Below are 20,483 nucleotides of genomic sequence, written 5' to 3'. Positions count from 1 at the left end.
CCGGCAGTATACCGGCGCGGCGACATCACTGATTGTTCGGGCAACGCTATTTCACCGCGCGGATGCGCGCCGTTTCCAGCTTGGCCGGCTTGCGCTGCGCGCTCCAGACAAAATCCTCGATCCCGCACTGCGGCGCATATTCGGACACGACATCGAGCAGTATCGCCCGCACCGCTTCATAGTCGAAACGGGCGCAGGCGTCGTTGAGCCGCTCCAGGTCGGCCAGCAGTTCGGACCACGGTATTTCCGCCTCCTGCGCCCGCATGATCAGCGGATGCCCGGTGCCCTGCGCATTCGCGCCGATCAGCAATTCCTCATACAGCTTTTCACCCGGACGCAAGCCGATCTGGCGGATCTCGATCGTGCCTTCGGGCGTGGCGTCGGTCTTCACCTCGAGACCGCTCAGGTGGACCATGCGCTTGGCCAGGTCCATGATGCGGACAGGCTCGCCCATGTCGAGCACGAACACATCGCCGCCCTCGCCCATGCCGCCCGCCTGCAGCACCAGCTGCGCGGCTTCCGAGATGGTCATGAAGTAGCGCGTGATTTCCGGATGCGTCACCGTGATCGGACCACCGGCCATGATCTGGCTATGAAACAGCGGCACCACCGAGCCCGATGAACCGAGCACATTACCGAACCGTACCATGCAAAACCGGGTGTGCTTTTGCTCGCGTGCAAAGGCCTGCAGGATCAGCTCGGCCATGCGCTTGGTGCAGCCCATCACATTGGTCGGCCGCACCGCCTTGTCGGTCGAGATCAGCACGAAGCGCCCTACCCTGGCCTCCATCGCCGCACGCGCGATGGACAGCGTGCCGAACACATTGTTGCGTATGCCCTCGACCGGATTGTGCTCGACCAGCGGCACGTGCTTGTAAGCGGCGGCATGGTAGATCGTATCCGCGCCGAAGGTCTGCAAGATGCGCGTGCATTTCTGCTGGTCGAGCACCGTGCCCAGGAAAGGCAGCAGTTCGACCTGGCTATCCAACATCAGCGACTGCCGCATTGCCTGCAGTTCCTGCTCGATCGAATACAGCGCGTACTCCGAGCTTTCCAGAAGCAGCATCCGCGCAGGCTTCAGGCGGATGATCTGCCGGCACAGTTCGGAGCCGATGGAGCCGCCAGCGCCGGTCACCATGACCGTCTTGCCGGTGATGCAGCTGCCTAGGAGCGCCATGTCCGGCGCCACCGGATCGCGCCCCAGCAAGTCCTCGATCTCGATGTCGCGCACGTCCTGCAGCCGGAGCTGGCCGGATAGCAGGCTGCCCACCGGCGGCGTCACCCGGGTCTTGACCTTCAGCGGCTCGAGCCGGTTGAGGATGGTTTTCTGCTGGCTGCGCGTCAGGGACGGCATGGCCACCAGGATTTCCTTGATCGAGCGCTTGGCGATCAGGTCTTCGAGGTTGCGCGAACTGTAGACGCGAATGCCGGCGATGGTGGCGCCCTGCAGGTCGCGGCTGTCGTCGATGAAGGCGACCGGGGCGTAGTCCGGGACCAGCCTGAGCGCGCTGGCAAGCTGGATGCCGGCTTCGCCGGCGCCGTAGATGGCGACGCGGGTGCCACCTATCGGGCCCATTACACGAATAAAGTAGCCGCGAGCGATGAAGCGGCCGGCGACCATGTATAGGATTGCGCTGATCCAGTAAATGCCGAATACGCCGCGGGACAGGCCTTCGAGTCGGGTGGCGATGGCGGCGGTGGTGACAAGTACGACCAGTGACACGGTGACGCCTAACACGACGACGTAGACGATTTTCTGGTCGATGAAGCGGATCATGGCCCGGTAGAGGCCGGTGCGGATGAAGATGGGGATGGATACCACAGGGATAGCCAGCATCAGCCACCAGTACCGGCGCATCAGCGTCATGTCGACGACATCGTAGCGCAGCCATATCGCCAGGAAGAAGATGAGCGGCAGCATGATGGAGTCGATGCTGGCAGCCAACAGCTGCTTCTTGATCCGGGATAGTTCTAGTACGGCTCTCATTTATGGTGTTTTAGGCATTGGAGGGGGCATTTTACCTGCCTGGTGCGGTGAATGGTCTTGAAGCACCGCCAAGCGCCGGCTCGGACGTGTTGAACAACGGAACGTTTTACTTGGCATTTTATTAATGTGTCACCCCATCTCGCCTGACAACTTTAATGAAAGTCATGAAAAGGATTTTTAGATCGAACAGCCACGACTGTCGTGCCAGATATTCGGCATCCAGTTTCACCTTGTCCGGTATTGCGAGTTCATCGCGTCCATTCACCTGCGCCCAACCCGTCAACCCGGGCAGCAACTCGTCAACCTGGAACTGGGTGCGCAGCGCGACCAGGTCGTGCTGGTTAAACAAGGCGGGGCGCGGTCCGACGAAACTCATGTCGCCCCAAAGGATGCTCCACAACTGCGGCAACTCGTCCAGGCTGCTTTTACGCAGAAAGGAGCCGATCGGCGTCAGGAAACGGTCTGGATCGCCGAGCAAATGAGTTGCGACGGCCGGCGTATCGATGCGCATGGTGCGGAACTTGGGCATGCGGAAGATGGCATTTTTGCGGCCGACGCGGTCGGACCAGTAGAGGGCGGGCCCGGGGGAGGTCAGGCGTACAAGCAGCGCGATCAGCACACATGGAAGCAGGCAAACCGCGGACAGTAGCAGCGCCATGCAGAAGTCGGTAATGCGTTTCATTGATCAGCTATCGGATAGGGATTTAGCAGCGGCGCAACGGCAAGCCGGATACCCGTTTCGACATCGAGCGGTGGCGTCCAACCTAGCCGGTCGAGCGCAGGCCTTACGTCCACTTGAAGCGAGTCGAGCAGGCGACCGGCAGCAGCGCGACGACCCAGCAGACTCGCGCCTGCCGCGAGCAGGCCGGTGGGAACTGGCAGCAAACGGGCTGGCCGGCCCATTGCCGTTGCGATTAAGGTAATCAGTTCCGGCAAACTCAGGTCGCGGTTGTCCGACACCATCCAGGTAGCGCCAGCCGCGCCCGGATGACTGGCGCACAACAACAGGAAATCGACCAGATTCCCAAGCGCAACCACGCTACGACTATTCCTGACGTTGCCCAGCGGCAGCGGCACGCCCGACTTCACCAACTGCATCAGCCGCAAGAAATTGGCGCGCACACCCGGTCCATACACCAGCGGCGGCCTGACGATTACCAGTTCGGTCCCGGTCCTGGCCGCCCAGGCCTGCAGCGCCAATTCAGCTGCCAGCTTGGACCGGCCGTAGGCATCTTCCGGCGCTGGAGGGTCGTTTGCGCGGAACGGCTGGCTCAGCGTGTGCTCGCCATTTACCTTCACGCTGCTGACGAAGATGAAGCGGCGGACGCCCTGCGCTGCTGCCTGTTCGGCCAGTCGCATGGTCGCGTCCACGTTCATTGCTCGATAAACCGCTTCCGGGTCCGCAGCCTGCTCTTGCATCATGTGCACTCGGGCTGCAAGGTGTACGACGACCGTGCAGCCGGCAAGCGCAGGCGTCCAGTCTACGGCGACGGATAGATCCCCGGTTTCAAACATTGCTGGTCCGGGCGACTGGGTCGACGGCAGCTTGCGCACGCATGGGACGAATGAGATACCGCGCGCCAGAAGCGTATGGCACAGCGATGCGCCTACGAGGCCAGTTGCGCCGGTTACCAGCAATTTTTCCATGGCTAATTTGATCTCTGTATCGTCCAGCGTAATATTGTACGGATCATGTCACACAGCTAATTTGTTGATTCTGGCAAACGCCGACCCTTGTACGTTTCGGTAGAACACCTTGTCTCAAAAATGTCCCAGCCAAGACCTGCTTGATTATTGCAAGAACGGCATAGCGCTGCGGTCCACTTCGACGCGCAATGCTTCTCCAACATATCCGCCAAGCTTATCAAGTATACTTTTCTATTCAAACATGCGCAGTGAGCAAGTGGGCACAGGCTTCAATTTGGCAAGTTGTCTAATAAATCGATAGGTCGTTCGCCTGATTGTTCGCCTACTCAACGCTTTGCCTATTTTTCAATTAAATACAGCTGACCGTATGGGTCCCCGTAATAAAGAAACAATGCCCCCGAAACAACCAATCATATTTTCGCTTTCAATTGTCAGCCACGGCCATCGGGACCTCGTTTTGGCTCTTCTCGCTGATCTGACTAGAATCAGACGCACTGACATCGAGGTGATAGTCACATGGAATTTGAAACAGGAAGATAATGCGGTCGATCCTGCAGCTTTTCCGTTTCCAATACTGGCCGTGATAAATGACTCGCCCAAAGGTTTTGCTGCCAACCATAACACGGCATTCCATAAGTCCAGCGGCAAGCATTACGTCGTTCTTAATCCAGATATTCGACTTCCAGAAGATCCTTTCGCAGTTCTGCTTTCTGTTCTTGAGACTAACTCGAATGCCATTTGTGCGCCAATCATCCGGAATACTCACAACGAACTGGAAGACAGCGCACGCTTTTTCCCGAGTCCATTTGGCTTGGCAAAAAAGGCCGCAGCCAAGTTGCTAGGCATTCGATTAAGACTGCCCGCCCTTCCCATGCGGGATGCGCTGCTTTATCCGGACTGGATCGCCGGCATGTTCCTCGTAGTTCCACGTCACATCTATGTGATGTTGGAAGGCCTATCGGAAAGATACTTTCTCTATTACGAAGATGTGGACTTTTGTGCACGGGCCCGGCTACATGGAGTAGACATAATTGTGACGCCGGAAGTTGCTGCCATTCATGACGCACGAAGAGAAAGCCATCGAAATCTCCGGTTCCTATCTTGGCATTCTTCCAGTGCTTTCAAGTTTTTTACGTCACGAGCGTATATAACGCTCAAGCTGAAGGACATGGCTGGCAAAGCCTCACGAGACTAAGGGAAGCGAAAAATGTAACCAGTCGGTTTTTCCAAAGAAAAATAATAAAAAAACGAGACGCGCTACGTGCTTTACTACAGACAACTCCATCAGGTTTACCCACCAGATCGTTATAAAAATGCGATTGTGGTGGCGCGAGCCTAAAACCGATTCGCCTCCAATATGATTTCGGCAGCCACAACCAAAAATTTTAGTCAACCGAAAGGAAAATTTCTTATTAAAAAGCTATCAAAATTAGCACGAATATCGTCAGACTAAGTCTTGATTAAATCGCTATAAAATTTATCTTAAACTAGTTTTCACAATTCAAAGCCTTGTTGGAAGACGGCTCACGACTTAGTCCCTCTGCCTGCTTTATATAACCGAAAATCTTGGATCAAACTCATATTAATCATCAATAAATCAAAAAGAATTTGAATACACAAACATGAACATTGGAAATGCGCCCATTGAGAACCGAATAAGACGCATGCTGCAGGATTAAGTGGACTCTCTCTTAATGTTTAAGATTGTATTCTTTCAACATACTCATTAATTTCTTTTCACTGTCTCCTATAATCTCAAGATAATGTGAATTCTGAAATCCCCATAACGTTGAATGAACGTCCTCTCGATGCCCAACAAAAAAAGGAAGAGCAACAACAACCTTGAGATTGATTTGGCTTTCAATAAACCTATCAATAGTATTAGTGTGTGGATCTATATTTTCTGGATTCCAAGTAGCTAGAATGCGTAGCGCTTTCTCGTTATATATATTGAATACCATGCTCGTCATTCTATCGATGGTAAGAAATGTAACTCCATCAAAAATCTCTACTGCAAGAATTTTGGTCTCCGGATGCAAAAGTGCTATTACACCTGCAAAAACATCCCATTCATCTTTTTTTGAAGACAGATAATTTCTTATAACGGAAAGTTTTACGTCATAATCGCTAGGCAAAAGAACATCGTCTTCCATGACCGTTAACTGCTTTTTCCCTGTCCGAACAGCGTGCTGAGCAAGCGCCTTGTAACTCAAGCCACAACCTATCCAACCAGGATGACGTCGAATTCCAGAAAATACTAAGCAATCCTTAGGTTTTTCGATATTGAAAATATTGCGCCTGACAACTGTCTCTGGAAGTGATAGCGCTACTGGCTCGCTGGAATTAGGCAGTGGCAACTGAAGTTGCTGTATATATGACGATGGCAGAAAATTCATTGCCACCAAAAAACGATCAAACATAAAATCAAAGAGCTTTTCACCACGATAGGCTGCAGCTTGCACTTCGCTGATAGATTGAGGATTTTCTATAGCGTTTTGCAGCGCTTTGATCATTTCATCTTGGTTACCCTGATCGAAGAAGATTACGCCACCTTCTATTTCGGGATAATTAGCCTGATCTTGCGCCGACTCGGAAACTACCGGGATACCCAAGGATAAACATTCTTGAATCCGAGGCATTTCAAGCAAGGCATTTTCATAATAATGAATATTAACCACTACACGAGCTGACAGTATTTCATCAACCATTTTTGGACCAAATGTATCTCCACATATCTTCACATTAAAATGCTTCCGGATATATTTCAGCAATTCATTCCGGCGCGGAGAACTTTTTGCATCTCCGTAAAACAAGATATCGTAAATTTTTTCTTTTTTATCAAAATTCTGTGAATAAGAAGCATTTGCGCCAACAGGAAGGTAATGAACGTGTGGGTACGAAATCCCCTTAGTTGACATATACTCGATGTTGGAAAGGGCATAATCCAAAACAGCAAGTGAGTTTTCAAGGGTATTCAAATAATCTTCTTTGAACCACCGCGACGTGACTGACTGCTCCATTTGGTAGCAAATTCGCTTTTCTCCAGGTGGCAGAACATCAAACATTTGCGGGCAAATTACGATATACATATCATGCAGATATTCGCTCTGAGAACTTGTCAGAATATCTACTTCCCAACCATGATGGCGCAGTCGCTTTGCAACTAATTCAGCGATAAACAATGTATGCAGTGTTGCCATTACTCCCCATCGCTGTGGGGGCCCAGATTTTTGCGAGGATTGTAGAGCCGAATCTGTCCGATAATAACGAACCCGCTTTTTCAGCCCGTCAAAGTCACCCTTGGCGATGTAGCGGATTCCATTTCTTACTCTTCTCGAAAGATTAGGTATCGCGTTCGCGGTGGTCATAACCGCCCTTAACGGATGAGTAACCGCCCAAGATTTTGATCGATAAACTTTCGCTAATTCCTGTGATACCTCTGAATGGGAGCTTTGAAATTGAACTACTGAAGATTGCAATATAATTAACTCTTCTTCAAACCGATTTGCTCTATTCTGCAGTTGTTCACGGATCACCGATTCAGCATCTAGCTTTTCGTTTAAACTATCTATTAATTTTTTATATTCCTCGATTTTTTCATTATATGAAAAATTATGTTCAACTTCACTCTTTAGCAAAGCTTCTAGACTATTTATTTTATCTTTAGCTAGTTCCAATTCCTCTGAAACAATCTTAGATCCAAAACAAAAGTCCTGCTCTGCTTTTCCGTCACGGATTAGCTCTCTATTTTCGTCGTTTTTTAATTGGCTTACTAAATAATTTACTTGCGCCCGAGTACTGTGTAACTCTTCAAACGCCCTTTGCAATCTCGACTCCAGATCATTTTGAAGAATTCGCACAGGATGAGATGGCAAGTTTATCGATCGGTCTCTTCTGTTTTCAAATAAACCTTTCTTTATACCGAAAAAGTACAGATCTTTGGTTTCATGATTTACAGAAAATTCAAAAAATTGAAATTCTTGATCGACATTAACCGCATTGCGGATATCCTGTTCGGTAAGATTTCGATAGTAATCAGCCCATTCGTCATCTACTGCTGCAAGCAATGGCGCATCCTGAGGAGTAGTTCGACGAGTCCCATGCTCTGGTCGACCAGTCGTAGCGCAGGTTAGTAAAAGAAGTCCACCGCCGCGTAGTAATCGAATGGAATTATGAAGAGTAGCTACCCAATCCCTGTCGTGTTCAAGGCATTCAGTTGAAACTATCGTATCGAACGTCTGGTCAGGTAACTTCACATTGGAAGCAGAACACACAACGTCCACGTTTCTTCCAATAGCGACATCGACACCAAGAAATATGCTATTGGAGTCAAATAAAAACTGGTTATTTCCATTTATATCCAATGACCCGATGTCGAGCGCAAATACACTGGAAAAATATTGAGGAAATCTTAATTTGACCGATTCACAAAAATTACGTTGCTGCAGATGTGCCATTATTGTCCTACAGTAAAATGAGATATTAGTATGTCGATGCTATAAAATAGGTATCTGGCTTTATGAATTACTGACCGTAAGTTGTACCGTTCTCATTGGTATTCCCACCAAGCCTGCAGCAACACTTGTAGATTCAGATTTAAAAAACAAGGCATCCCGAATCCAATGATGTTGTATATGGTCCTGCTGAGTGCCATTGGCTATAGCAACTTCCACTGTATAGTTTCCAACTGGCAGTCTAGGCATGGAAAAAGAAAATTCAGCCTGTAGTTCGTCTCCGGGATTGCACAATAGAGGCGCATCGAAATAGGTCAAATAGGTATTATCACCAAACAACACCTGGCCTAGTCGATCCTTGATTGAAAATCCAACAATTGGCGAATCGAGCATTTCGTTCACTTGCACTTGAATCCTCAACGCAACATCTTCACCACCAACGACCCATGAGAGTGGTTTCCCGTCGGCATTGACAAATGAAACACCAACGATAGACGCGCCGCCTTTTCCAAATGATCCTGCCTCTGTATTAAACTTGAAAATCTCCAAGTCATTTCGTAAATTCCCGGCGTTAATAAACTCCAGTCTTTGATCTTTCCATTCCAGTTGCCTGCTGTCAGATTTTTTGGAAAGTTGTGCGGTATTTTTCTTATGCACTGCGCCTTGTTGCGATTCATAAAATTTCTGCAGGTAACCTTCGCAAATATCTTTAGGGCTCCCGGTTTGAATCATCTCGCCATTTTCCAGCCAAATTGCATAGTTACATAGGTTCTTGACCGATGCAGTATCATGACTTACAAAAAGAACCGTTCCAGATTTCATAAATTCACGTAGAAACCGCATGCATTTTTGAGTAAAAAATGCATCGCCTACAGCAAGTGCTTCGTCAACAATTAATATATCTGCACTAACATGGGCAATTACAGCAAAAGCGAGGCGTACTAACATGCCGCTGGAATATGTCTTTACCGGCTGTTCAATAAATTCACCGATATCAGCAAATGCAATAATATCGGCAAATCGCTCTTCAATTTCAGTACGACTTAATCCGATTATCGCCGCATTCATGTAAACATTTTCGCGACCAGTGAACTCTGGATTGAAGCCGGATCCAAGTTCTAAAAGCGCCGCGATACGTCCGTTCGTCTGGACAGTTCCGGAGGTTGGATTTAATGTTCCGCATATGAGCTGCAGCAATGTCGACTTGCCGCTTCCATTTCGACCTACAATTCCTACAGTCTGTCCTTTCTTGATCTCGAAATTAATGTCTTTTAGTGCCCAAAATTCTCGATAAAATTTTCTATCAGGACGGTTTAGCAGTCGAAGCAACCGCGGATAAATTGACTGTTTAAGTCGATCATGAGGTTTGTTGTAAATGTTGTAACACTTACTTAAATTATTTACGCTTATTGCTATTTCAGATGACATCTGCAAAGCCTTTCCGGGTTTTTTGGAACCAGGCAAATCCGAGCCAAGCAATCGTCAGTGCGCCGAACACATAGATTGCAAAAATACCCATGTCGGGCACTTTTCCCCAGAACAATATTGCTCTCGTATTTTCAATGGCAGTTGTTAGTGGGTTGATCAACAAAAATTTTTGATACTGTTCCGGCAATGCGCCTATCGGGTAGAAAATTGGCGAAAGGAACATTAAAACTGTTGTGATGACACTCACGAATTGGCTAACATCCCGAAGGTATACACCAAGCGAAGCCAAGGTCCATGAAACCCCCATAATAAACATGATCAATGGGAAAAATATTAGAGGAAGCAATAGAACAGTTAAATTTGGCATACCAAAAAAAATTAAATATGCTACTAGCCATACTAAAAGACTTATAACGGTATGAAACAACGCTGAACCAAGAACAACCCAAGGAAGAATTTCGAGTGGAAACACGACTTTTTTAACATAATTGACGTTAGACAGTATCAATGTAGGAGCACGACTGATACATTCTGAAAATAAGTTAAAGACAATTAATCCAGCAAAAAGCACCAATGCAAATTCCGTTTTGGAGTCACTACCTGCATTCCATTTAGCTTTGAATACCACGCTAAAAACAAATGTATACACAAGTAGCATGAAAACCGGGTTAAAAAAAGACCATAATATTCCCATTACAGATCCACGGTAGCGCCCGATTACATCCCGTTGTACAAGAGTACTAATCAGGTTGCGATTTTTCCAGAAACTTACAATCGCTTCATTTGGTGAAATAGAATAATGTTGCATTTCGTGTTATTTCGTTAACCTAACATAATGGCTAAGGGCATATCATGGAGATAGTTACGCACAAAAGTAAAAGCTTACGCCAATTTACTTGATTTACGCGACTACGAGTAGAGCAAAACAATACCCTGCTAAATCTCTTCGCCAATTGATTCAGACAAATACATTCTGTTCTGCGGCGTTAAAATAATTACAGTAATCCTGTTTCAAATAGTATCAGCGTGGATAAAGGGCTATAAATCATTGATTTTTCGTACACGGGAACCAACTGCTTTGAAAACGAATAGATAATTTTTTAAGCTGGATTCCGTATTCGGAAGTCGTAATGCACCTCCTCGCGCGAGGATTGTGTCATTGCTGGCACTTCTATGCGGCCAATACTTTCTGGTCCTGATATTTTCTTTTAACGCAACCACTGTTTTTTTACTGCCATAAAGAGGCAAAGGATCGCCCGCACGCGCAATGCCTTTACTGCATAGTTCCCGGTGGACGGCACTGCTTGTTTAGCGGGCAAGGCGTCCTCGTCTATTTTCCACCATTGGGCCAGGCGCTTACGCATTTACACCTTACGGCATGTGCGAATGTTCATACTTATCCTAGCAAAGTTAGAATTAGGCCTCCTGGCATAGCCGCAGGGCCTCTCGCCAGTGTGGCAAGTGACCGAACCTGTTAATCATCAATTCACAAGACAGCCGCGAATTCGTCGGCCTTGCAGCCGGCACCGGGTATTCGCTGCTGCTGATTGCTACCAGTTTCGGTTTCTTCTCCGCCTTGTCCAGCAACGCGTCCGCGAAACCATGCCAGGTCGTCGCTCCCTGCGAGGTCAGGTGGTACAGGCCGCTATTCTCGCGCCACCAGGCATCCCGGTCAGCGGCGCCACGCGCCTGGGCAAGAATACTGGCCGTCGTATCAGCTAGCGTGCGGCACCAAGTCGGCGCGCCATGCTGGTCGGCGACAATGCGCAGTTCTTCCCGCTCGGCTGCCAGCTTTATCATCGTTAGCAGAAAATTCTTGCCGCGCATGCCATACACCCAGCTGGTCCTGAAAATCAAATAGGGAACACCCGCCGCGGCAATCGCCTGCTCACCCGCCAGCTTGGTCCGGCCATAGACGTTCAGTGGACAAGGTGTGTCGGCTTCGGTGTACGGTTCCGGCTTCGTGCCGTCGAACACGTAATCGGTCGAGTAATGCACGATGGCCGCACCCAGCTTCGCTGCTTCTTCAGCCATCACGGCTGGGGCCAGTGCATTGACACGCATTGCCAGCTCCGGCTCGGTTTCGGCCTTGTCCACGGCGGTGTAGGCCGCTGGGTTAACGATCAGGCCAGGCTGGATGCGACGTATCGCATCACGCACTTGGTCCAAGTCGCCCATGTCCATCTCGTCCTGGTCGATGCCTACGACTTCACCCAGCGGCTGCAGGCTGCGCATCAATTCGTAGCCGACCTGGCCGCTCTTGCCCGTTACAAGGATCTTCATGCGAATGTCTCCGCTTCGGCCAGCGGCACGCCGGCCTGGTCTTTTGCCGACAACTGGGGCGTGCCTTCAAGCGGCCATTGAATGCCGATAGCCGGGTCGTCCCAGCGCACCGATCGTTCATGTTCCGGCGCCCAGTAGTCAGTGGTCTTGTACAGGAATTCTGCAGACTCGCTGGTGACGACGAAACCGTGGGCAAAACCTTCCGGTATCCATAATTGCCGCTTGTTCTCGGCCGACAGAGTCACCCCGACCCAGCGGCCAAATGTCGGCGAGCTGCGCCGCATGTCTACCGCAACGTCGAACACTTCGCCCGAGGTCACGCGTACCAGCTTGCCTTGCGGCTGTTTGATCTGGTAATGCAGGCCGCGCAGCACGTTGCGGCCAGAGCGCGAATGGTTATCCTGCACAAAACGGGGACTGCCCCCGGTCAGTTCGGCAAAGCGGCGTTCATTGAAACTTTCATAGAAAAACCCGCGCTCGTCGCCAAACACCTTGGGTTGGATAATCAGCAAGTCGGGTATATCGGTCTTTAGTATTTGCATAGGAATGTGGTTGCTCAGTAAACCGTGGTGTTCAGTAGCTGCAGAAGGTATTTGCCATAGCCATTTTTCTTCAGCGGCTCGGCCAGACGTTCAAGTTGCGCAGCGTCGATGTAGTTGCGGCGGAACGCAATCTCCTCCGGGCAGCAAACTTTCAACCCCTGCCGTCGTTCGATCGTCGCGATGAAGTGGGAAGCGTCCAGCAGTGATTCATGCGTGCCCGTGTCGAGCCAAGCCATGCCGCGTCCCAGCAGTTCAACGTTTAACGCATTGCGCTCAAGGTAGACCCGGTTGACGTCGGTAATCTCTAGCTCGCCACGTGGCGATGGCTTGATGTCGGCCGCGATGTCGCAGACGTTCGTATCGTAGAAATAAAGGCCCGTCACCGCGTAGTTGGACTTCGGCACCAGCGGCTTTTCTTCGATGCTGATCGCGCGGCGGTCCTTGTCGAACTCGACCACGCCATACCGTTCCGGATCGGTCACGTGATAGGCAAATACCGTCGAGCCTTCGTTCTTGAGCGTCGCCTCGCGCAATTGCGGCTCGAAGTCATGACCGTAATAAATGTTGTCTCCCAGGATCAGCGCCGACGGCGCGCCGCCAACGAACTCGCGGCCGATTATGAACGCCTGCGCCAGTCCGTCCGGCGACGGCTGCGTCGCATACGTTATCGACAAGCCCCACTGGCTGCCATCGCACAGCAGATCGGCGAAGCGCGGTGTGTCCTGCGGCGTCGAGATGATCAGGATCTCGCGTATGCCAGCTAGCATCAGCGTGGCCAGCGGATAGTAGATCATCGGCTTGTCATAGACCGGCAGCAGCTGCTTTGAAACTGACATCGTAACCGGGTACAGCCGGGTGCCGGAGCCGCCGGCGAGGATAATGCCCTTGCGGGCCGATTGCAGTTGAGCGCTCATGCCTGTTTCCTTTCGCTGTCGCGCTGGTCGTAATTGCGCTCCATCCATTTCATATAGTCGCCGGACTGCACGTTCTGCACCCACTGCGTATTGTCGAGATACCACTGTACGGTCTTGCCGATGCCGGTCTCGAACGTTTCCACCGGCTTCCAGCGCAGCTCGCGTTCAATCTTGCGGGCGTCGATCGCATAGCGGCGGTCATGTCCGGGGCGGTCGGCAACATAGGTGATCTGTTCGCGATAGCTGCCGCCTTGCTGGCGCGGCGCAAGCTGGTCGAGTATGTCGCACAGCGTGTGCACCACGTCGAGGTTAGCCTTTTCGTTCCACCCGCCAATATTGTAGGTCTCACCGAGACGACCGGAGTCAAGTACTCGACGAATTGCCGCGCAATGATCTTTCACGTATAACCAGTCGCGAATTTGCTGGCCATCGCCATAGATCGGCAATGGCTTGCCCGCACGCGCATTGGCAATGATTAGTGGAATCAGCTTTTCCGGAAAATGAAAGGGACCATAATTATTCGAGCAATTAGTGGTCAGCGTCGGCAAGCCATAAGTATGGTGGTACGCCCTTACCAGATGGTCCGATGCCGCTTTGGATGCCGAATACGGACTGTTCGGTTCATAAGCATTGGTTTCCGAGAAAGGAGGATCAGATGGGCCTAGCGACCCGTATACTTCATCGGTCGATACATGCAGGAAACGAAATTCAGTGCGCTCTGGTGCTTCCAGCTTTGTCCAATAGCTCTTTGCCGCCTCCAGCAATGCAAAGGTACCATTGACATTAGTTTCAATGAACGCAGCAGGACCGTGTATCGAGCGGTCAACATGGCTTTCGGCCGCGAAGTGCACGATGGCTCGTGGCTTATGCTCTACAAGCAGCTTCTCAACAAGCGCTTGGTCACCAATGTCCCCATGCACGAACACATGGCGCTCGTCGTTACGAACAGCTTCCAAATTGCTCAGATTGCCCGCGTAGGTGAGCTTATCGAGATTGATAACGCCTTCCGACTCCTGACTTAGCCAGTCCAGAACAAAGTTGGACCCGATGAAACCTGCACCGCCCGTAACCAAAATCATAACATTGCCTTTTTGTAACCAAACAATTCCACAAGCCGGTTATTTTACGGTAACTGCGTCCATCGTCCCGCGTAGAGCCAGCGAATATAGAAAAAATTTGTAAAAAGCCAGCTTTATTTACCAAACTGAGCTACACGCAGGCCCAGATCTGCCAAAATTTTATCCAAGAGCAATTACTCACAAAATCATACTTTACCCAATGACCACCTACGCCATCGGCGACATCCAGGGCTGCCACTCCCGCGCGCTGGCCCTCATCTCCAAAATCCGCTCCCGCACCGCCGACGCCCGCCTTATCTTCGTCGGCGACGCCGTCAACCGCGGTCCGCAGTCGCTGGCCATGCTACGCGAAGTTCGCGCGCTGGGCGACGATGCGGACATGGTGCTCGGCAACCATGACCTGCACCTGCTGGCAGTCGCCAACGGCATCCGCAAGCCAGGCCGCGGCGACACATTGGACGACATTCTGTCCGCCCCCGACCGCGACGAGCTGCTGGACTGGCTGCGTTTTCGTCCAATGGCCTTGCGCGAGGGCGATTACCTGATGGTGCATGCCGGGCTGGTGCCGCAATGGACGGCGGCACAGGCGCTGGAACTGGCGCAGGAGGTGGAGACGGCGCTGCGCGGGCCGGACTGGCTGACGTTCCTGCGTGGCATGTATGGCAACGAACCGGCGCGTTGGGACGATAGGCTGCAGGGCGTCGACCGCCTGCGCTTTATCGTCAATGCGCTGACACGGATCCGTTTCTGCTCATCGGACGGGACGATGGATTTTCATACCAAGGACGGCGCAGGCGAAGCGCCCGCTGGCTTCATGCCGTGGTTCGACGTGCCCGGCCGTCGCTCGCTGGACGCAACGGTGGTGTGCGGACACTGGTCGACGCTGGGCCTGGTGATGCGGCCGGATTTCATCGCGCTGGATACCGGCTGCGTCTGGGGCGGCCAGCTCACCGCGGTGTCGCTGGACGACCGGGAAATCGTGCAGGTCGACTGTCCGCAATACCAGCAGCCTGGCTAGGCAGGCACGCTCGTCGCCCCCAGCGCCCCCGCAATCGCATCATGCGCCGCCACCGCCAGCTCGCGCCGATGCGCGCCGGCGCTTGGCATCGCTTGCAGCACCAGCAGTTCCGCCGTGATGTCCCTGTGCCGCAGGATCGTCAGCATGCTCTGCACGAAAGTCGTCTCGCCCACGTAGTCGACCGCCGGGTGCGGCTGGCCGCTGCGGTCCAGGTAGCGCAGCGCATACGGCTGCACCGGCACGTCGGCATCGATCGCCGCCTCGAACAGGTTGGCGTGGAATGGCAGCACGGTGCCCTGCAGGGACGTGGTTCCCTCCGGGAAGAAGGCCACGCGCTCGCCGGCATGGATGCTCTGCACCAGGCCCTGGAAGATGCGGCGCACGTCGCGCTGGCGGCCGCGGGCGATGAAGATGGTGCCGGCGCGGTCGCATAGCCATCCCAGCAGCGGCCAGTCGCGGATGTCGGACTTGGCGACGAAGCGGCATGGGCGGCAGGTGTTGACGGCGAAGATATCCAGCCAGGAGATGTGATTGCAGACGATCAGCGCCGGGCTGTCCGATATGGCGCCCTTCACCACCAGCCGCACGCCGCAGATTGCCAGCAGCTTGCGCGACCAGTTCCGTATGCGCCGCTCGCGCATGGCGGGGCCGGCCAGCGGGAACACCAGTGCGCAGGTGGCGAGGCCCTGGAAAAGGTGCAGCACCACGCGCAGCAGGTGGAACCCGGTCATGCCGCGTCTTTCGCGATGAACCTGCTCATCGGCGCTGAAACACGACCTGGCCGGCGACGATGGTGTGGCGCACCTGGCCGCGCAACTCGTAGCCGAGGAAAGGCGTGTGCTTGCCCTGGCTGGCGAGCGAGGCGGCGTTGACGGTCCAGCGCGCATCAGGATCGAAGATGCAGATGTCCGCCGGGGCGCCCGCCTCCAGCCGGCCGCCGGGCAGGCCGGCGACCCGGGCGGCGTCGGCGCTGATCTTGCCGATCGCCATCGACAGGCTGTCGCCCTTCCCTGCTTCGTCGGCCCATTTCAGCGCCAGCGACAGCAGCAGTTCCAGCCCGGTGGCGCCGGGGGAGGCTTCGCCGAAGGGCAGCAGTTTCTCGTCGTCGTCGACCGGGGTGTGGTCGGAGCAGATCGCGTCGATGGTGCCGTCCATCAGGCCCTGGCGCAGGCCGTCGCGGTCGCGCTGCGAGCGCAGCGGCGGCGTCAGGCGCGCGTTGGCGTCGAAGTAGCCGATGTCGGCGTCGGTCATGTGGACATGGTGGGCGCCGACGTCGCAGCTCAGCCGCAGCCCTTCCTGGCGCGCCGCCCTGACCAGCGCGACGCCGGCAGCCGACGAGATGCGGCACAGGTGGACGCGGGCGCCGGTGGCACGCATCAGTTCGAATATCGTGTACAGCGCAATGGTCTCGGCCATGACCGGCACGCCGGACAAGCCCAGCCGCGACGCGATCGGCCCGCTGTGCGCGATGCCGCTGCGGCCGACATGCGCATCCTGCGCGCGCAGCCAGACCGTGTAGCCGAAGGTTTGCGCATATTGCATGGCGCGCATCAGCACGGTGGTGTCGAGGATCGGCTCCTCGGCCTGCGAAAAACCGACGCAGCCGGCATCGGTCAGCTCGGCCATCTCGGTCAGCGCCGTGCCCTTGAGGCCGACGGTCAGCGCGCCCAGCGGGTAGACATGGGCTTGGTTCATCGTGCGGGCGCGGTGGCGAAGCATTTCGACCAGGCCGGGTTCATCCAGGACCGGGTCGGTGTCCGGTGGGCACACCAGGCTGGTGACGCCGCCCTGTATTGCCGCCTGCAACTCGGACTCGAGCGTGGCCTTGTATTCATAGCCGGGTTCGCGCAGCCGGGCGGAAAGGTCGACCAGGCCGGGGACGACGATCAGGCCGCTGGCGTCGATGGTCTGGTCGGGCTGGAAATCGGCGGGCGCGGCGCCAACGGCGGCGACCTTGCCGTCGGCGAGGTAGAGGTCGTGTTGCGCGTCGATCTTGTTGGCCGGGTCGATCAGGCGGCCGTTCTTGATATGCAGTTTCATGTTCACCTTGATGCTGGCGCCAGGTATTCCTGGCGTTTTTCTGTTCAATATACTGACATGCGTTGCGGATGTTACGGTGCTGCGGGGCCTCCTTCGATACGGCCTGCGGCCTACTCAGGACGAACGGGTGGTTGTAAAGGTGTACTTCCTACGAACAGCAATGCAGGGCAGTCAAACGCGCAAACGACCGTCGCCTTTGGGTTTGCCAACCCCCACCTCCGTTCGTCCTGAGTAGGCCGCAGGCCGTATCGAAGGAAGGCACCCGGCCCCCAAATCACTTGCCTGTCCTCGAAAAGTTTTTCTTCGCCAACACCTTCAACAACGCAAAATCCCCCCTCACCCAAGCCTCCTTCTTCGCCCGCGACCAGCCTTTCAACTGCATTTCCGCCGAGAGCGCTTCCAGCCGCGTCTCGAACCCTTCCGCCTTCAGCAGTTCCACCGGTAGCCGCGACCGCGTGTACCCCTCGCACACCCCGGCCCGATGCTGCCCCACCCGCATTTCCAGGCTATCCGTATGCCCCACGTAATAGCTGCCATCCGCACAGGAAAGCAGGTACACGTGGAACAAGGTCAATTCCCCGCGATGATGCTCATCACCGCCATCCGCACCGCGATGCCGAAGGTCACCTGCGGCAGAATCACCGCCTGCGCGCCGTCCGCGACCGCCGATTCGATTTCCACGCCGCGGTTCATCGGACCCGGGTGCATGACGATCGCGTCCGGCTTGGCCAGCGCCAGCCGTTCGGTGGTCAGGCCGTAGCTCTTGAAGTATTCCTGCGCCGACGGCAGCAGCGCGCCGCTCATGCGCTCGTTCTGCAGGCGCAGCATGATGATCACGTCGACATCCTTCAGCCCTTCCCGCATGTCGGTGAAGACCCGCACCCCCAGCTGTTCCAGGCCGCTTGGCAGCAGCGTGCGCGGGCCGATCGCGCGCACTTCGGGCACGCCCAGCGTGGTCAGCGCGTGGATGTCCGAACGGGCGACACGGCTGTGCAGGATGTCGCCGACGATGGCCACCGTCAGGTTCGAAAAATCTTTCTTGTAGTGCCGAATCGTGTACATGTCCAGCAGGCCCTGGGTCGGGTGCGCATGGCGGCCGTCGCCGGCATTGACCACGTGGACATGCGAGCGGCCGGTGTCGGTCAGGTGCTTGGCGATCAGGTAGGGCGCGCCGGACTGCGCATGGCGCACCACGAACATGTCGGCATGCATGGCCGCCAGGTTGTCGATGGTGTCGAGCAGCGACTCGCCCTTGCTGGCGCTGGAAGCCGAGATGTTCAGGTTGATCACGTCGGCCGACAGCCGCTTGGACGCGATTTCGAACGTGGTGCGGGTGCGGGTCGAGTTCTCGAAGAACAGGTTGAAGACGCTCTTGCCCCGCATCAGCGGCACCTTCTTCACTTCGCGGTCGCTGATGCCGACGAACGATGACGCGGTGTCCAGGATCTGGGTCACCACCGCCCGCGGCAGCCCTTCGATCGTCAGCAGGTGCGTCAGTTCGCCATTCTTGTTGAGTTGCGGATTATGCATGGTCTACGGTAAAGGAAAGTTTGCCGTCGTCGGCGCGTTGCAGTACGAGGCGCTCGCCGGGCTGGAGCGCAAGCGTGTGGGCGACGAAGTCGGCGGCGATCGGCAGTTCCCTTTCGCCCCGGTCCACCAGCGCGGCCAGCATGATGCGCGCCGGCCGGCCATAGTCGAACAGTTCGTTGATCGCGGCGCGCGTGGTGCGGCCGGTGTAGAGCACGTCGTCGACCAGCAGGATGGTCGCGCCGTCGACATCGAACGGGATGTGGCTGGGCTTGACCTCGGCCGGTAGGCCTTTCTCGGCATAGTCGTCGCGGTAGAACGAGACGTCGATGTAGCCGAGGCGGCCTTCCACCGGCAATTCGGCGGCCAGCCGGTCGGCCAGCCAGGCGCCGCCGGAATAGATGCCGACCAGCGCCACGTTGTCCGCGCTGGCGAGCGCGTCTTTCACTTGCCGGGCAAGCGCGGCGTACAGCGCTTCGGCGTCGAGTTCAGGATGGGGCATATTCTTCAAAGTATTGTTGCAGGATGATGGCGGCGGACTGGTCGTCCACCCGTTCGCCACGCCGCTGCTGCAGCACCGCGGACGAGTAGCGTTCGTCGACCAGCACGGTGTCGACGCCGAACCGGCCATGCAGCTGGTTGGCGAAACGGCGGCAGCGCACCGTCATTTCATGCTCGGCGCCGTCCGGGTGGCTGGGCAGGCCGACCACGCAGACGGCGGGCTGCCATTCGGCGACCAGCTTGCCGAGGGCGGCGAATTTGCCGTCGTTGGTCGGCGCATCGATGATCAGCAGCGGCTGCGCCTGCCGCAGGCCGGTATTGCCGACTGCCACTCCGATGCGCTTGAGTCCGAAATCGAAACCGAGCACCGTCTTCACGCTGCCGCCGGCCGCTGCAATTCACGCATGCCCGGCCTCGCCAGTGAGCATCATCGGGTCGATGCCCAGCAGCTTCAGGGCGGCAACAAAGCGTTCTTCGACCGGCAGGTCGAACATGATGGCCGGGTCGGCCGGCACCGTCAGCCAGCCGTTGCGGGTGATTTCTTCCTCCAGCTGGCCGGCGCTCCAGCCGGCGCAGCCCAGCGTCACCAGCAGGTGGGCCGGCCCGCCGGTGGCGGCGACGGTTTCGAGCACGTCCTTGGAGGTGGTGAGGATGATGTCGTCGGTCACTTTCATCATCGATGAAAATTCGCCGAACGGCGCATGCAGCACGAAGCCGCGCTCGACCTGGACCGGGCCGCCGAACATCACCGGCTGGTCGGCCATGCGGCTCGGGTCGATGTCGAGCGACAGGTCGATGCGCTCGAACAGCGTCGGCATCATCATGTCGGTCGGCTTGTTGATGATGACGCCGAGCGCGCCGTCTTCATTGTGTTCGCACATGTAGACGACGGCGCCGCCGAAAATCGGGTCCAGCATCGACGGCATGGCAATCAGGAAATGGTTGGCAAGATGCAGCCCCGGCTCCACCGACGAAGCAGAATCGGGACCCGACGCGCTGCGCGGTCTGGATGAAGGGTCAGGTGTGTCGCTACGCTTGGCCATAGTTCGCGCATTCTAGCAGT

General features: G+C 54.9%; 19 protein-coding genes. 2 read left to right on the top strand and 17 right to left on the bottom strand.

Annotated features, from left to right (window positions below):
• Positions 1–46: 46 nt before the first annotated feature.
• The 3 genes from QOL82_RS00760 to QOL82_RS00750 all read right to left on the bottom strand — a co-directional run bounded on the left by QOL82_RS00760 (position 47) and on the right by QOL82_RS00750 (position 3,634).
• Positions 47–1,987, bottom strand: a complete 1,941-nt coding sequence (locus QOL82_RS00760; RefSeq protein WP_283440310.1) for a polysaccharide biosynthesis protein — start codon at positions 1,985–1,987, stop codon at positions 47–49.
• 121 nt (positions 1,988–2,108) lie between these two features.
• Positions 2,109–2,669: a sugar transferase gene (locus tag QOL82_RS00755; protein ID WP_283440309.1), complete on the bottom strand. Its 561-nt coding sequence runs from the start codon at positions 2,667–2,669 to the stop codon at positions 2,109–2,111.
• A complete protein-coding gene (locus QOL82_RS00750; RefSeq protein WP_283440308.1) occupies positions 2,666–3,634 on the bottom strand; it encodes a UDP-glucose 4-epimerase family protein in 969 nt (322 codons plus the stop codon). The genes QOL82_RS00755 and QOL82_RS00750 overlap by 4 nt, the downstream gene beginning before the upstream one ends.
• Positions 3,635–4,025: 391 nt before the next feature.
• Between QOL82_RS00750 and QOL82_RS00745 the strand changes: the two genes are divergently transcribed.
• Positions 4,026–4,829, top strand: coding sequence for a glycosyltransferase family protein (locus QOL82_RS00745; RefSeq protein ID WP_283440307.1), 804 nt, complete (start codon positions 4,026–4,028; stop codon positions 4,827–4,829).
• A 496-nt stretch (positions 4,830–5,325) separates the two neighbouring features.
• Here the strand turns inward: QOL82_RS00745 and QOL82_RS00740 are convergent, their stop codons facing one another.
• The 7 genes from QOL82_RS00740 to rfbB all read right to left on the bottom strand — a co-directional run bounded on the left by QOL82_RS00740 (position 5,326) and on the right by rfbB (position 14,334).
• Positions 5,326–8,091 carry a glycosyltransferase family protein gene (locus tag QOL82_RS00740; RefSeq protein WP_283440306.1) on the bottom strand — a complete coding sequence of 922 codons (2,766 nt, stop codon included), beginning with the start codon at positions 8,089–8,091 and terminating at the stop codon, positions 5,326–5,328.
• 60 nt (positions 8,092–8,151) lie between these two features.
• Entirely contained in the window at positions 8,152–9,516 is a 1,365-nt protein-coding gene (locus tag QOL82_RS00735) for an ABC transporter ATP-binding protein (RefSeq protein ID WP_283440305.1), read from the bottom strand.
• The gene (locus tag QOL82_RS00730) at positions 9,506–10,324 is read right to left on the bottom strand and encodes an ABC transporter permease (RefSeq protein ID WP_283440304.1); all 819 of its coding nucleotides are present in this window, start codon (positions 10,322–10,324) and stop codon (positions 9,506–9,508) included. The genes QOL82_RS00735 and QOL82_RS00730 overlap by 11 nt, the downstream gene beginning before the upstream one ends.
• Positions 10,325–10,932: 608 nt before the next feature.
• Positions 10,933–11,799, bottom strand: coding sequence for a dTDP-4-dehydrorhamnose reductase (gene rfbD, locus QOL82_RS00725; protein ID WP_283440303.1), 867 nt, complete (start codon positions 11,797–11,799; stop codon positions 10,933–10,935).
• Complete coding sequence (rfbC, locus tag QOL82_RS00720) at positions 11,796–12,347, bottom strand: dTDP-4-dehydrorhamnose 3,5-epimerase (protein WP_283440792.1); 552 nt, start codon at positions 12,345–12,347, stop codon at positions 11,796–11,798. Before rfbC ends, rfbD begins: the two co-directional genes overlap by 4 nt.
• A gap of 8 nt (positions 12,348–12,355) precedes the next feature.
• The gene (gene rfbA / locus QOL82_RS00715; protein WP_283440302.1) at positions 12,356–13,255 is read right to left on the bottom strand and encodes a glucose-1-phosphate thymidylyltransferase RfbA; all 900 of its coding nucleotides are present in this window, start codon (positions 13,253–13,255) and stop codon (positions 12,356–12,358) included.
• Positions 13,252–14,334, bottom strand: coding sequence for a dTDP-glucose 4,6-dehydratase (gene rfbB / locus QOL82_RS00710; RefSeq protein WP_283440301.1), 1,083 nt, complete (start codon positions 14,332–14,334; stop codon positions 13,252–13,254). The genes rfbA and rfbB overlap by 4 nt, the downstream gene beginning before the upstream one ends.
• Before the next feature lie 199 nt (positions 14,335–14,533).
• On the opposite strand from rfbB, the gene QOL82_RS00705 reads away from it, so the two are divergent.
• On the top strand, positions 14,534–15,352 hold the full coding sequence (locus QOL82_RS00705; protein ID WP_283440300.1) for a symmetrical bis(5'-nucleosyl)-tetraphosphatase: 819 nt from the start codon (positions 14,534–14,536) through the stop codon (positions 15,350–15,352).
• On the opposite strand, the gene QOL82_RS00700 is transcribed toward QOL82_RS00705, so the two are convergent.
• The 7 genes from QOL82_RS00700 to QOL82_RS00670 all read right to left on the bottom strand — a co-directional run bounded on the left by QOL82_RS00700 (position 15,349) and on the right by QOL82_RS00670 (position 20,463).
• Complete coding sequence (locus QOL82_RS00700) at positions 15,349–16,083, bottom strand: lysophospholipid acyltransferase family protein (protein WP_283440299.1); 735 nt, start codon at positions 16,081–16,083, stop codon at positions 15,349–15,351. The two genes, QOL82_RS00705 and QOL82_RS00700, sit on opposite strands and share 4 nt — an antisense overlap.
• Before the next feature lie 25 nt (positions 16,084–16,108).
• Positions 16,109–17,392, bottom strand: coding sequence for a dihydroorotase (locus QOL82_RS00695; RefSeq protein ID WP_283440298.1), 1,284 nt, complete (start codon positions 17,390–17,392; stop codon positions 16,109–16,111).
• 274 nt (positions 17,393–17,666) lie between these two features.
• Positions 17,667–17,951 (bottom strand): GIY-YIG nuclease family protein, encoded by a 285-nt coding sequence (locus tag QOL82_RS00690; RefSeq protein ID WP_283440791.1) that lies wholly within the window; start codon positions 17,949–17,951, stop codon positions 17,667–17,669.
• Positions 17,952–17,962: 11 nt separating this feature from the next.
• Entirely contained in the window at positions 17,963–18,922 is a 960-nt protein-coding gene (locus tag QOL82_RS00685; RefSeq protein WP_283440297.1) for an aspartate carbamoyltransferase catalytic subunit, read from the bottom strand.
• The gene (gene pyrR, locus QOL82_RS00680; RefSeq protein ID WP_283440296.1) at positions 18,915–19,421 is read right to left on the bottom strand and encodes a bifunctional pyr operon transcriptional regulator/uracil phosphoribosyltransferase PyrR; all 507 of its coding nucleotides are present in this window, start codon (positions 19,419–19,421) and stop codon (positions 18,915–18,917) included. Before pyrR ends, QOL82_RS00685 begins: the two co-directional genes overlap by 8 nt.
• Positions 19,408–19,797: a Holliday junction resolvase RuvX gene (gene ruvX / locus QOL82_RS00675; RefSeq protein ID WP_283440295.1), complete on the bottom strand. Its 390-nt coding sequence runs from the start codon at positions 19,795–19,797 to the stop codon at positions 19,408–19,410. Before ruvX ends, pyrR begins: the two co-directional genes overlap by 14 nt.
• Before the next feature lie 21 nt (positions 19,798–19,818).
• Positions 19,819–20,463 (bottom strand): YqgE/AlgH family protein, encoded by a 645-nt coding sequence (locus QOL82_RS00670; RefSeq protein WP_283440294.1) that lies wholly within the window; start codon positions 20,461–20,463, stop codon positions 19,819–19,821.
• Positions 20,464–20,483: the final 20 nt, after the last annotated feature.

Source organism: Noviherbaspirillum suwonense, from assembly GCF_900182955.1.
GTDB classification, from domain to species: Bacteria; Pseudomonadota; Gammaproteobacteria; order Burkholderiales; family Burkholderiaceae_D; genus Noviherbaspirillum_A; species Noviherbaspirillum_A suwonense.
Note: the sequence above shows the minus strand (reverse complement) of the source record. Positions and strands in the feature narration are given on the sequence as shown.

Excerpts from the sequence above, each read along its gene's own strand:
- QOL82_RS00760 (WP_283440310.1), bottom strand. The coding sequence starts at position 1,987 with ATGAGAGCCGTACTAGAACTATCCCGGATCAAGAAGCAGCTGTTGGCT.
- QOL82_RS00755 (WP_283440309.1), bottom strand. The coding sequence starts at position 2,669 with ATGAAACGCATTACCGACTTCTGCATGGCGCTGCTACTGTCCGCGGTT.
- QOL82_RS00750 (WP_283440308.1), bottom strand. The coding sequence starts at position 3,634 with ATGGAAAAATTGCTGGTAACCGGCGCAACTGGCCTCGTAGGCGCATCG.
- QOL82_RS00745 (WP_283440307.1), top strand. The coding sequence starts at position 4,026 with ATGCCCCCGAAACAACCAATCATATTTTCGCTTTCAATTGTCAGCCAC.
- QOL82_RS00740 (WP_283440306.1), bottom strand. The coding sequence starts at position 8,091 with ATGGCACATCTGCAGCAACGTAATTTTTGTGAATCGGTCAAATTAAGA.
- QOL82_RS00735 (WP_283440305.1), bottom strand. The coding sequence starts at position 9,516 with ATGTCATCTGAAATAGCAATAAGCGTAAATAATTTAAGTAAGTGTTAC.
- QOL82_RS00730 (WP_283440304.1), bottom strand. The coding sequence starts at position 10,324 with ATGCAACATTATTCTATTTCACCAAATGAAGCGATTGTAAGTTTCTGG.
- rfbD (WP_283440303.1), bottom strand. The coding sequence starts at position 11,799 with ATGAAGATCCTTGTAACGGGCAAGAGCGGCCAGGTCGGCTACGAATTG.
- rfbA (WP_283440302.1), bottom strand. The coding sequence starts at position 13,255 with ATGAGCGCTCAACTGCAATCGGCCCGCAAGGGCATTATCCTCGCCGGC.
- rfbB (WP_283440301.1), bottom strand. The coding sequence starts at position 14,334 with ATGATTTTGGTTACGGGCGGTGCAGGTTTCATCGGGTCCAACTTTGTT.
- QOL82_RS00705 (WP_283440300.1), top strand. The coding sequence starts at position 14,534 with ATGACCACCTACGCCATCGGCGACATCCAGGGCTGCCACTCCCGCGCG.
- QOL82_RS00700 (WP_283440299.1), bottom strand. The coding sequence starts at position 16,083 with ATGACCGGGTTCCACCTGCTGCGCGTGGTGCTGCACCTTTTCCAGGGC.
- QOL82_RS00695 (WP_283440298.1), bottom strand. The coding sequence starts at position 17,392 with ATGAAACTGCATATCAAGAACGGCCGCCTGATCGACCCGGCCAACAAG.
- QOL82_RS00685 (WP_283440297.1), bottom strand. The coding sequence starts at position 18,922 with ATGCATAATCCGCAACTCAACAAGAATGGCGAACTGACGCACCTGCTG.
- pyrR (WP_283440296.1), bottom strand. The coding sequence starts at position 19,421 with ATGCCCCATCCTGAACTCGACGCCGAAGCGCTGTACGCCGCGCTTGCC.
- QOL82_RS00670 (WP_283440294.1), bottom strand. The coding sequence starts at position 20,463 with ATGGCCAAGCGTAGCGACACACCTGACCCTTCATCCAGACCGCGCAGC.